Raw genomic sequence first — 12,712 nt, forward strand, 5'->3', positions numbered from 1 at the left:
CTCATCAAGCTGGCGTAGGCCAGCCGTAATACGGATATTGCTGCATGTCGATTGCCTATACCATAACCACCAGCGAACCCGTAAATCAGCAGATTTATCGTTATCTGCGCAAAGATATCGTGACCTGCGTCATTCATCCGGGCTCGTTGCTGTCGGAAAAGGAAGTGTCCGCACGCTTTAACGTGTCGCGCCAGCCAGTCCGCGAAGCCTTTATCAAACTGGCGGAAGCGGGCCTGGTGCAGGTGCTGCCGCAGCGCGGAACATTCGTGCGCAAGATTTCCGCCCAGCGTGTAGCCGACGGCCGTTTTATCCGTGAAGCAGTGGAGATCGCCGTGGTACGCCGCGCCGCGCAGGAGATCAGCCCTGAGGGATTGATGGCGCTGGAGCATAACTTGCAGCTGCAGCGTTTAGCCGCCGATCGTCACGACAGCCAGGCATTTTTAACGCTGGACGATGAGTTTCACCGCTTAATCGCCGAAGGAATTAACTGTTCGCTGGCGTGGGAGACGGTGGAAAACATCAAAGCCACCATGGATCGCGTGCGCTTCCTCACCTTGAGCGAAGTTTCACCGCCAGAGAGTTTGATTCAGCAGCATCAAGATATTTACCACGCGTTAAAAGCGCAGGATGTTGAAGCGGCAGAAACTGCGATGCGCCGTCATCTGCAGGAGATGATTTTAACCATCACGCCGATTGCTGAACGCAACAGCGAGTGGTTTGAAGCCCCTTAAAATGTTTCTCGCGGACGGGCAGTGCACTGCCCGACCGCGAAATGGCAAGCCAGCCAGGTTTAATTAAGCAATCGTCACATCTTTCGCCAGATAGACATCCTGCACCGCATTTATCAGCTGCACGCCCTCTTTAAGCGACTTCTTAAACGCCTTACGACCCAGAATCAGCCCCATACCGCCCGCACGTTTGTTGATCACTGCAGTACGCACAGATTCGGCAATATCGGTGTCCCCTGCAGACGCCCCACCTGAGTTAATCAACCCGGCACGTCCCATATAGCAGTTCGCCAGCTGATAGCGCACCAGATCAATCGGATTCTCAGTGGTTAGCTTGCTGTAGACGCGCTCATCGGTATGACCGAATTTCACCGCTTTATAACCGCCGTTGTTCTCGGCCATCTTCTGCTTCACGATGTCTGCGCCAATGGTGGCTGCCAGATGGTTGGCCTGACCGGTTAAATCGGCGCTGGCATGATAATCCACGCCGTCTTTCTTGAAGCCATCATTGCGCAGATAAGCCCACAGCACGGTCACCATGCCCAGCTCATGCGCACGCTCAAAGGCCGCTGAGATCTCTTCAATCTGACGACGTGACTGCTCTGAACCGAAGTAAATCGTCGCGCCTACCGCTACTGCACCCAGATTGAATGCCTGCTCGACGCTGGCGTACAAGGTTTGATCGTACTGAGTGGGATAGCTCAGCGTTTCGTTGTGGTTCAGTTTGACCATAAACGGAATACGGTGCGCATAGCGGCGCGAGACCGAGGCCAGCACGCCGTAGGTGGACGCCACGCAGTTACAGCCGGCTTCAATCGCCAGCTCAACGATGTTCTTCGGATCGAAGTAAGCCGGGTTGGCGGCAAAGGAGGCGCCCGCGGAGTGCTCAACGCCCTGATCGACCGGCAGGATTGACAGATAGCCGGTGCCCGCCAGGCGGCCAGTGTTATACAGGGTTTGCATATTACGCAGTACGGCAGGAGAACGATTGTTATCGATCATTACGCGATCGACGAAATCCGCGCCCGGTAAATAAAGGCTGTCCGCTGGAATGGTCATGCAGCGATGTTGAAGAAGAGAATCCGCTTCTTTGCCCAATAACTGTACGATGTCCGTCATGTTGGCTCCTGAATAAATGGCTGGAATGGAACCGGCAATAGCCGATTCGCCCCCAACAGCCTGGACCGAAATGCGCCAGGCTGGCAAATTGCTGACACCATTTTTCAGACGGATACGCAGTAAAAAAATTCTGCCACCTTGCTATGAGCCGCCTTCAGTTTGAGTCCTGTAACGCGGAGGCACGCCTTAATGTCGGTTTTGCCTTACCACCATTGATGGAAATGGTGCACCGGCCCGATGCCTTTACCCACTTCCAGCGAGTCCGCGTGTAGCAAGGCCTGCTGCAGCCAGGCTTTGGCCTCTGTGACTGTGTCAGCCCAGTTATCATGACGTGGGCGCAGTGCAGCTAAAGCGGCGGACAGCGAGCAGCCGGTGCCATGGGTATGGCGCGTATTGACGCGTGGTGCGGTGAAGCGCTGACGGCCTGCGCGGGTGATCAGCCAGTCCGGGCTCTCGGCATCACTAAGATGGCCACCCTTCATCAGTACCGCTTCACAGCCGAGATCCAGTAGCGCATCGCCCTGCATCAGCATGGTTTTCTCATCCTGCGCCATATCGCGTCCCAGCAATGTGGCTGCTTCAGGCAGATTGGGCGTGATCAATGACACGTGCGGCAGCAGCAGTTCACGCACGCTGGCCACCGCATCGGGCGACAGCAGCGGATCGCCGCTTTTGGCAATCATCACCGTATCCAGCACCACAAACGGCAGGCTGGCGCGTTTCAGCCGCTCGGCCACCACTTCGACAATCGCGGTTTCAGACAGCATGCCAATTTTGGCGGCATCAATACGCACATCGTCCAATACCGAATCCAGCTGCGCGCCGACGAAATCGGGTTCGATGCGATATACCGACTGCACGCCGCAGGTGTTCTGCGCCACCAGCGCGGTGATCACGCTGGTGCCATACGCACCCAGCGCGGAGAAGGCTTTGAGATCGGCCTGAATGCCCGCGCCGCCGCTCGGGTCAGTACCAGCAATAGTTAACGCGTTGATGCGTTTCATACGACAACCTCCAGCGTCCATAATTTGTCGAGGAATGCCGCGACAAAACTGCCCGGTCCTTCAACGGCGCGCGCCGCCTGCTCACCCGCCATTGACATCACGCGACAAGCCGCCGCGACATGCTGCAAGCGATCGCCCGGCAAACTGCTGAACGCCGCCACCACGGCGGAAAGCGCACAGCCGGTGCCGACCACCCGCGTCATCAGCGGGCTGCCGCCTGGAATGGCCAGCGTGCGTTTACCATCGGTGACGTAATCGACTTCACCAGTTACCGCCACCAGCGTGTGGTAATCCTGCGCCAACTGCTGCGCCGCGCTCAGTGCGGCATCGGCCTGATGCACGCTGTCCACGCCGCGTCCGCCCGCAGCCTGATTAGCCAGCGCGAGGATTTCCGAGGCGTTGCCACGAATCGCGGCCGGTTGCAGGCTCAGCAGCTGCTGACAAAATTCGGTCCGCAATGAGAGTGCGCCAACGGCCACCGGATCGAGCGTCCAGGGCGTGCCCGCCTTTTGTGCAGCCTGCACCGCCGCCAGCATCGCATCGCGACGATCGCGGGTTAAGGTGCCGACGTTGATCAGCAGCGCATCGGCAAAACCGGCAAACTGCGCAGCTTCTTCGGCATCGATCACCATCGCAGGAGACGCCTGCAAGGCCAGCAGCACATTGGCGGTAAAGGTTTGCACCACGTCATTGGTCATACAGTGCACCAGCGGTGCTTGCTGACGCAGCAGTTGCAGGGAGTGCGCGAGTTGCGCGGGGGAAAGAAGGTCAGGCTGTGTCATAAAAGCTCCCAACCGGCGATCAAGAAGGCGAATGCGGTCAGGCATCTGACTTCCCTACGCTGGCATTATCCAGATCAGGTCAGCGGGTGTATCTCAGCCCTGCTTTACAGGGGCACCCCGAGTCATATAGATGTATTACTTCCATCTATATAGCAGCTTACGGGAAGTGGCTTGTTGGCACAAGCCGGGCCCAGATGCCTGACCGCATTCTTTTACGCGTTGGGGGTTTATCACAGTTTTATACCAGTTTTATCACACCCTTTATCTCACCTACCCTCTCTTCTTCTATACAGGGTGGTTAATAATCCGCTTGCTATAAGAGAAGCGGCAGAGCAATACTTAGGAATATTCTTAGTAAGGCTTTAGCAACAATTAATTAACTATCTGGGGAAAGGGATGAAGGGAATTTTATTAATAATGGGGGCGCTAGCTCTCACAGGATGCTCAGCACATTATAAAAGCACTGATGTGAAGACCAGCACAGAGAAATTAAAACAGGATATGCCTGTTTCTATTGCCGTCCCTAAAGATGGCTTCTACAGCACGACTGTTTACCACGGCTCAGGACAGGAAACGGCTAGTGCTCTACAAGCTGCATTTGTACGTTACTCTGAAAAGGTGAGCATCACTAACACCTGTGGAGATGTTGAATGCTTATCTAAGGCAACTACAACAGAAGGCTATTTAGTTGTTCCTCAAATATTGCATTGGGAAGATAGAGCTACAGAATGGTCCATGAAAAGAGATAAGCTTGAGGTTAAAATTTCGGTTTACAAAGCTTCCAATTTAACTTTAATCAATTCAACAATTCTCAATGGCGAGAGTAAGTTAGCCACTTGGGGCGGAGACCATCCGCAAGATCTTCTTGCTGAACCCATCAATAGTTACGTTTCCCAGCTATATTGATTGCCGTAAAACTATTTGGCTACATCATTCTATAGGGAAAAGAAATGAGCTTAATTCCAAGGTGCGGTGAGGTTATAACGGGAAATGTTGTATCGTAATACGGTGATTGGGGTGAGTGCTCATTCAACTACGGGAAGCAAGCTTGTATTGGAGAATTCATTTCTCATCTGCTGTGCTTCATTCTGTGGCTTAGTATCAACCAGATGTATCACTCAATTACTCCAAGCTTCTTGGGGCCTGTTTTAAGTGGGATTGCATTCTTAGGGGTGTTCTTCTCAACGATGGTGATATGCGTTTTGTTGAATTCTGTACTTAGCAAGGCTATTGTTAATCTTGTTCGTCTGAGGGTTTTGAGACAACAATCAATTAGCTTAAAATTGAATATTCAATGACACCCTCTGTAGCGCTCTAGAATCAATCCTGAGCGCTTTTACCTTCTACCAATACATTCCCTTATCTTTTGTATTTAAACTCAGCAGAGATCGTTACAGGACGTTCTAAAGGCATATAATGATCAAGCTTCGATTCAGACCTGAGATATTGACTGTAATTAATTAACGGGGGGTCAGATGAAACATGTAATCAACACACTAGTGTTCATTAAGAACGCGGCATTCATTCTCTTGGCTGGCTACATTGCAATGCTCATTGTTGTTGCAGTGATGAAGCCAATCGTCAATCTGTTTCAATAAGAAAATACTATCATATCATCAAAGATCAAAGGGCATGCCAAAACAAGGAAGTCGTTCGTTCCTCTCTCCTCCCATTGAAGGTCAAAAGCAATTCCTCCCGCTACTTCGTTCGTCTGTCTTGCTCGTGCCCCTTCAGCAGAGCGTGAAAGGGGACACATCGCGACAGCCATCACTTCGTTGACGCGTTAGGAAATCGGAACCATGACCCATGTAAATCTCATAGGAACATGTGACAAGATTTCTTGAGAAAGTGAGAAAAAGTGAAAAATAAATAATGGAGTTATTCAAACACTTAGCTTTTCACTGAAAATTAATTTGTCACGAACACCCCATTTTACCCTCCTTACTTTTTAGAAGGGTAAATTTTATGAAACACTCATCCACATCTCATACAGACAAATCGATTTTGTCACAGTGAAAATGTAATAGCGCTCTTACTTAATATGAGGCTAAGAAATTATGAACCTCTCATGCAGATTAGAAAGTTTGTCACGATAACAAAGTTAGACCACACTCTTTATTAGTAAGGGCAATGAAAAAGTAGACCTATAACTTCCCTGTTTTACCCTGTTCAACTACACAGTGCCCCTCCTTCATTGTGTAGAACATTGTTGTTCTGTTAAAGCATGGATGCTTACTCCCCCAGACAACGCAAGGAGCCTTCCTGATAAACCCCTCAAAGGCGTACAGGTTACTTAATTCCAGATATGGAAACTTCAGACTTATGACATACGCATCAAAAGTATCGACCGATACAAATCAAAATCAAAGAATAAATCCATACCACTTTCACGCAGTAAAACACTTCCTCATTAACGAGGAGATAGAACGCTTTAGCGGAGATATGAAAATTGTCTTCTCTCACTTAGCCAACTTACAGAATAAATTTGGAAAAGTTTATCTTAGCTTCAGACGCATTGATGAAATGCTTGGACTGGGAACAGACCTTTTCAACTCTTCGCAATTCATCATTCAGAAGTTCATGCAGATGGGAATAGTGAGTAAGCATGAGGATGGAAGTAGAAGCTTCTTCATTCTCCACACTCCTAAACTGGAGGTGGTTTGATGGATGTGTTCTTTATCTTCTGTGTTGCTGCGTACACTTTCACTCTCTGGCCTTAACTTACTACTTCCGAAATAAATCCACTACTAATACCTACTTCCGAAATAAAAATAATAACAATAAGGTTCACTATGATTAAGATGATGATGTTTGATGGGAAGATGAACGCAGTAGATACAACGACTGGTGAGATTGTTAACGATGCCTTCCCTGTCCTTCCTGATGCGTTTGATATTACCCGTGCTGTTGACATTGCTTTGTTTGGGGATGCGGATACCGAGGCTGTTATACATCCTACTTCCGAAATAAAGAAAGAGACTAGAGGCCGTAAAACTAAGGTGACCATTAACCCTTACGCGTCCCTTTTCGCTAATGTGTCATATGATGAAGACACTGGGGAATGCTCTCTTGGTAAGAAAATGGATGACCTACTTTACTCTGTTTCAACTACAGCGGAAGAAAGTACACGTATCCCGGTGAAGCAACTCATCTATGTGATGAAAAACATGGAACTGAGCACCAAGACAATTCAGGCATCAATCAATAAACGTAGAGCTTTGAAGGTTGGTGAGACTATTGGTGAGCGTTACGCTCGTATTCTACGTAATGCAGCAGACATATTGATACGGCGTTTGGGAGAGCCTGAGAACCACGACGCTATCCAATTAGATTCAGGTATGTCTTATTGTTTTGAGGCTGACACAGCACGTTACACACATTCTGATGGCACGTCTAAGGCTGTAGTGTGTCCTGTTGAATTCACTGAAGGAGACAAGGAAACGATTCGACGATTAGCTATTGCAGGTTTATACGCTCAGATTGAATCCCACATTCAAAAAGTGACGGAACAATCAGGCCGAATGATGCAGCGCATTCAAGGCGAAATAGTTCCATTAGAACAAGTGTACGAAGCTGTCACTAATGAATTCCCATACGAAGTAGTAGTGCCTGAAGCTGTTAAAGCCTGTGAGCCTGTTTATCTTGACGCGGATGATGCTTACATTGATTCAGTATTAAGCGGTAATAAGTCTGAAGAAAAAGAACCTGATGACTGGGTAATTAACTTCCAGTCTTCCTCTCACAAATACACTAATGAACTGGGTGAAGAATGGTAAACAAAAAGGAATATATCAAAGCTCCTCACAAGGGTGTTGTACTCCCCCGTGACTTCCTCTCACGGATTGACAACATTAAAGGTGAACTAAGCCGCAACGCTTACATTGTTCGGATGGTTTCTCACTATCTTAATTTGGTGGAAGGTGGACATATCAAACCAGCGGGGAATGAAATTCATGTCAAACAATAAAGCCCCTGCTGTTGTAGTTACTCACTTTCCAGCGTCAACATTAGAATGGATTGACAAGGTACGTGGTAAGAAAAGCCGTCAGGCTTGGCTTGCAAGAATGATTAAAGATATGAGACTAGATTATGAATTGGAAGTTATTATTGAACAGACTGGCTCGGCTAATTGAAAAAGTAAAATGCTATCATAATGGCTTTGGGGAGCCAACTTGGAAGCATTGGTTTTTGCTCCTATTCATCTTGGGTGTATTGAGAGCAAGCCTTCACCTAATTAAATAAAAATAATAAAGGACACTAGAACAATATGACTTATTCCCTTGACGACTTTTTAGATAATAACACAGCAAGTATAAATGATTTTACTGATGGTAGAAGTGATTCATCCCAGCCCCAACAAGCTATGGTGTCTAGCCCTTCAGTACGTAATAGTGCCGCAACTACTGCTTTATTGAATGCCCCTAATGACCCAAATCAGGTGATCCCCACCTATGACACAATCTCTTCTGAACATGCACAGCTAGGCTACAGCCCAACACAGAATCAAATCTTAGACGCTCGAAAGACTCAGGAAGCTAGCGGCTTTCAGCAAGCTATGTACGACAGCTTGGCTAATCCAGAAGTGCCAGACCTGATCAAGCAGAACATTCTTCAGGCTCATCAGGAAGGCCGTATTGCTAAGAGCAATCTGCTTTCAGCTCAGGGAATGTTAGGCTCTCAAGAGGCTGGAGAAACTAACCCGCAAGAGACAGCAGAAGCCACCGTAAGCCGTGATCTTTTCGCTGCTGGCATGGACAAAGCCATTGAGTTTAAACGCCAGCAACAGGCCATCTACAACGCTACGGCGATGGCTCAAGAAGAAAATGGCCTGACAACTACAGTGGTGGGCATGGGGGAGAACATGGTTCCCGGTGTTACATCGGCTAAATCAGCCCGCCTGTATTCAAGCCTGAGCAATGACACCAAAGGAGTGATTGCCTCCTTCTTCCTTCAGGGTTCAAGTAAAGCGGCTTTAGCTGATAAGTTTAACAACTTGCCCTTAGACCAGAGAATGGCTGTGCTAGATGGCATTGCAACAACGGTGAATGGTGAAGGCCGCACAATCTTGCTTCCATCTGAGAAAGATAATGCCAATCTAGCCACCCTCCAAGCCATCACTCAATCTGGCAGCTACACACTTACAGATGAAACTCTGGATAACTTAAGTGGGCTGCTTGATATGTCTGGCTTAGCTGTTCCATTTAAATTCGCTGCACGTCTGTTAGGGGCAGGTAAGACAGTGAAAGAGGCTAGCGCATTGGTTGACGCTGGCAAGGCCGGGGAAACCGCTACAAACGCTGAGGTAGCCATTCAGCAACGCCAGCTTATGGCTCAGCAACAGCCTTCCGCCCCACTCGAAATCATTAAAGATGCAAACCCCGATAAAGCTCGCCGCATCTTAGCGGGTGTGGCTCAGGAAGAAACTGAAGAGTTCTCACAGGCTATGACGGGAACAGGCCGGGATAATGCTTTTGCGGGATACATCGCTGCTCAGCCCAAGGTGGTTGATAACACCGTACAGAGCAAGGTGTATGACCCAACCCGGTATGATGATTTTCAGTACATGCCAGATAACGACACGCTTGATTTAGTCCGCTCAGCTTCAGCCCCAAACCTCTCAACTGTAGAAAAGCGTCGATTAGATGCCAATGTCACCAACGACTTCCAGAGCGCTACAGGCATGGTCAATCGTAAGGAGATGACAACTGTGGGCCCTGCTGATGACGGCAACGGCTTGGACATTTCAGCGGTGTATGGGCCATCTGATTCAGGTTGGACAAGTTTACAGGATGCTGTCTCACAGGCTCAGTTTGCCCTACGTAAATACGGCGTAGATGAGAAGGATATAAACGTTCTTGTTAAAGATGGTGATACCTACCACCCTGTTCCCTACTCATCTCTAAAGGATGCTGAAGGGGATATTACGGGGGACTATCTCCTTCAGGTTAAACAGAATTACAAGTACAACGCAGGTGACTTAGACGATAGTCAGTTTGAGTTGTTTGATGTTAAGAAGAACTGGGGAAACCGACTTGACGCCTTTTATGGAGCAGGTGGTAGAGGATCAGCTACTTCCAACTTCATTGCTCCTGAATCTATGTTCCACCCTGAGTTTATGAGAGGTGCTGTCCTCTCTGACCTCAAAAAGGATGTGGTGAGTGAGGAACTAGTGAAGGTGGCTAAGAACTTCACTGACGGACTACAGCCCATGTCCCAAGAACGCCGCAATGCTATCATTGACACAATCAAGGAAGCGAACGCCAAAGGGATTACGTACAACTACACCGACTTAGCTGCACGTGGTTTCAACGAAACGGAGATTCGCACCTTTGAGCATTTCAAGAAGACTCAGGACACTCTTTGGCATCTCACCAATGCGGATATGGTGCGGAGCTACAGGACTAGGGGTTTTGGGCGGATGGTTCATCCACAGAGCGGATTAGATGTAATTGCACGTCCTGTATCGCTGAACAGCGTTCGCAACAATACAACTATCTATGATGCAGCACAGGACACTGTACGGGTTCTCACTCCTGAAGATCGTGCATTGATGAACTTACGCAACTCAGGCTTAGCTGAATTAGCTCATCCAATTGAGATTGACGGTCAGCAAGTGTTGCATGTAGTGAATGACAATCACGCAGCAGGAACCTACCTCCGTGGTCTTTCTGATGACGACACAGTGATGTCATACCGTAAGGGCTACTACTCAGTTCGGTATAGCAATCCACACTTCATTGAGAAGAAGCTTGTAGATGCTGATGGAGTAGCTGTTAAAGATGAGCATGGGCAAGATATTTGGCAGGCATACGCTACAGCCCCTGACATGCTGACAGCCAACAAAGCAATTGAGCGATATAAGAAGACACGCCCAAGTGACTACCGTGTGCGTTCTGATTTGAAAGGGGGTGACTATGACAAGGCTTCTACACAGGCCATGTCAGCAGGTGGGCTTTCTGCTCAGCGTGTTCGTGGTAAACGCCTTGAAGACGCCATTGGTTCAAACACTGAACTGGATGGTGCCCATTTGCAATCTCCCATTGAGGCAATGAGCAGCAGCATCGAAAGTGTTTCATCTCGCATTAGCTATCGTGACTGGATAGAAACGAGTAAGAAGCGCCTGCTAGCTACATACAGCGATGTTATGCCATTACGCAATGGCCGCCCTGACTATCCAACTAACATCTCTGAAATTGCAGGAACTGGACGCAGGAAGGCAGATGCCAGAGCCATGTTTGAGCATATACGGGCGATGGAGAATGGCTATAACAATATGTTGGATAGCGTCACTAAGACATTCTTTACTCAGGCGGCTGATGCACTTGGCGGCTTGTCTGTTAAAGCTGGTGACAATGCAATTGGTAAAGCTCTGTCAGGCACTGAGAAAGCCTCCAGAACAGTTGCAGGAGGTAGCGTATCTGGCACCTTAAAATCCCTATCCTTTACGATGATGATTGCCCTCAATCCATTCCGTCAATTGGCGGTACAGGCTGCTCAGGCATTCATGACATTAGGGCGTCATCCTTCTTACATCACACATATCTTTGATGATGCCACGCTCCTACTGATGGATAAGTTCAACCCTAACGCCCCTGAACAATTCTATAAACTGTTTGGACGCAGTAAAGCAGAATTCAAGGCTATGAAAGCTGCTATGGAATCATCAGGTGTTACCAAGGGCTTGGCTCGACATGAGATGGTACAAGGCATGTTGGGGACGAATACGGATTTAGCAGTTGGATATGCCAACAGAACAAAGCACATTGTGAGTAAAGGGACTAAGACAATAACTGGTCTCCCTCGTAAGATCGGCTTTGATTCAGGGGAATATCTGGTACAGGCTTCTTCCTACTTCGCTCATTATGACGAAGCATTAAAGGCTAGTGTTAAGGCTGGAAAAGGGACTACCCTCTCGGCTGACATGCTGAAACAAGTAGCCAGTGACTCTCGTCAACTCACAGGTAACTTTGCCCGTTCTGGACAGATGGCGCTCAACCATAACGAGCTGAGCGTAATCGGACAGTATGGACAGGTTCCTTTGAAAATGATTGGCCTGCTGTTCAACCGCTCCATTCCTGTAAAGGCTAGAGTGAGTATGGCGGTATTTGGCGTGTCTATGTTTGGTGCTCCAGACTGGCTCGGACAGATGCTCTCCGAACACTTGCCAGACGACGCAACGCAACGTGAGTTAATTTTGGGGGGGTTGTCCAACGTTCTAACCAATGGAATGATTGAGGCTGTATGGGGCCAGAAATCACAAGTTGATTGGGGTGGCGGCGTTAACCCTTATGACCCGCAAGGCGTGATTGATATGGTGGGCCACCTATTCAAGGATGGAATTGGAGAAGCGATTACTAACGCTCCTGTTGGTTCTCTCCTTATGGGAAGTAACCCACGTATCACAAACTTGGTGCGCGATTTCGGTATTGCATCTGGATTGGTGACAGACCCGTCATCCGATACCAGTGTAGAGAAATGGCATGCTGTAATGCAGGATGTAGCCAACATGTCATCAGGTTATTCAAATGGCTATAAAGCGTGGCTCATGCTCAAGTATCAACGCGAGTATTCAGCTACAGGCGCTATGACCCGTGATAATGTCACCACACCAGAGGCATTTGCTAAAGCATTAGGTTTCCAAAGCCTTGCTCAGGCGCGTAGCTTTGCCGTAATGGATGATATTAGAACGGAAAACGATAAATATAATGCTGATGTTGACCAGTATTTTAATGACGTGTCCCGGCGTTTGATGGCAGATGGAGTTACAGCAGAACAGCAGCAATATTTAATCCGCATGTCACAATATGGTATGTCAGCCTTTCCTAATAACGTTGCAGCCCATAAGCGCTGGATGGCAAATATGATGAAGCAAATCGAAGGCGGTGACCGCCGCTTGTTCGACTCCATTATGTCTGCTTCCGGCTGGGCTACACGTGAAGATGTTATTGGCTGGATTAACCAAGCTTCTCTTAAACCTGAACAGCGTGAGGCATTATTAAAAATTGCCAAGTGGAGCTATTCAGAGGATGAGTTAAAACAAATGAACAAACTAAAATAGGAATCCGGGGCAGCTTTTAGG

General features: G+C 48.4%; 9 protein-coding genes and 1 riboswitch. Of the genes, 6 read left to right on the forward strand and 3 right to left on the reverse strand.

Translation table 11 applies throughout. The features are described from left to right. The first annotated feature begins 44 nt into the window (after positions 1-44). Positions 45-731, forward strand: a complete 687-nt coding sequence (locus LBW88_RS07495) for a GntR family transcriptional regulator (RefSeq protein ID WP_224931256.1) — start codon at positions 45-47, stop codon at positions 729-731. Positions 732-794: 63 nt separating this feature from the next. Here LBW88_RS07495 and fbaB read toward each other — a convergent pair whose 3' ends face one another. The 3 genes from fbaB to thiM form a co-directional block, all read right to left on the reverse strand. After that, positions 795-1,847 carry a class I fructose-bisphosphate aldolase gene (gene fbaB / locus LBW88_RS07500; RefSeq protein ID WP_100701024.1) on the reverse strand — a complete coding sequence of 351 codons (1,053 nt, stop codon included), beginning with the start codon at positions 1,845-1,847 and terminating at the stop codon, positions 795-797. A 203-nt stretch (positions 1,848-2,050) separates the two neighbouring features. Next, entirely contained in the window at positions 2,051-2,851 is an 801-nt protein-coding gene (thiD, locus tag LBW88_RS07505; protein WP_224931254.1) for a bifunctional hydroxymethylpyrimidine kinase/phosphomethylpyrimidine kinase, read from the reverse strand. Continuing rightward, entirely contained in the window at positions 2,848-3,633 is a 786-nt protein-coding gene (gene thiM / locus LBW88_RS07510) for a hydroxyethylthiazole kinase (protein ID WP_224931252.1), read from the reverse strand. Before thiM ends, thiD begins: the two co-directional genes overlap by 4 nt. Positions 3,634-3,667: 34 nt before the next feature. Beyond that, positions 3,668-3,763, reverse strand: a riboswitch (TPP riboswitch). Positions 3,764-4,029: 266 nt separating this feature from the next. Here thiM and LBW88_RS07515 point away from each other — a divergent pair. The 5 genes from LBW88_RS07515 to LBW88_RS07535 all read left to right on the forward strand — a co-directional run bounded on the left by LBW88_RS07515 (position 4,030) and on the right by LBW88_RS07535 (position 12,691). Beyond that, complete coding sequence (locus LBW88_RS07515; RefSeq protein WP_224931250.1) at positions 4,030-4,539, forward strand: DUF4823 domain-containing protein; 510 nt, start codon at positions 4,030-4,032, stop codon at positions 4,537-4,539. Positions 4,540-5,955: 1,416 nt separating this feature from the next. Next, positions 5,956-6,297 carry a hypothetical protein gene (locus tag LBW88_RS07520; protein WP_224931248.1) on the forward strand — a complete coding sequence of 114 codons (342 nt, stop codon included), beginning with the start codon at positions 5,956-5,958 and terminating at the stop codon, positions 6,295-6,297. Positions 6,298-6,425: 128 nt separating this feature from the next. After that, entirely contained in the window at positions 6,426-7,409 is a 984-nt protein-coding gene (locus LBW88_RS07525; protein WP_224931246.1) for a hypothetical protein, read from the forward strand. Between the two features lie 177 nt (positions 7,410-7,586). Then, positions 7,587-7,766 carry a hypothetical protein gene (locus tag LBW88_RS07530; protein WP_224931244.1) on the forward strand — a complete coding sequence of 60 codons (180 nt, stop codon included), beginning with the start codon at positions 7,587-7,589 and terminating at the stop codon, positions 7,764-7,766. Positions 7,767-7,900: 134 nt separating this feature from the next. Further along, positions 7,901-12,691, forward strand: coding sequence for a hypothetical protein (locus LBW88_RS07535; RefSeq protein WP_224931242.1), 4,791 nt, complete (start codon positions 7,901-7,903; stop codon positions 12,689-12,691). The last annotated feature ends 21 nt before the right edge of the window (positions 12,692-12,712 follow it).

The organism is Pantoea sp. alder81 (assembly GCF_020179835.1).
GTDB lineage: Bacteria > Pseudomonadota > Gammaproteobacteria > Enterobacterales > Enterobacteriaceae > Pantoea.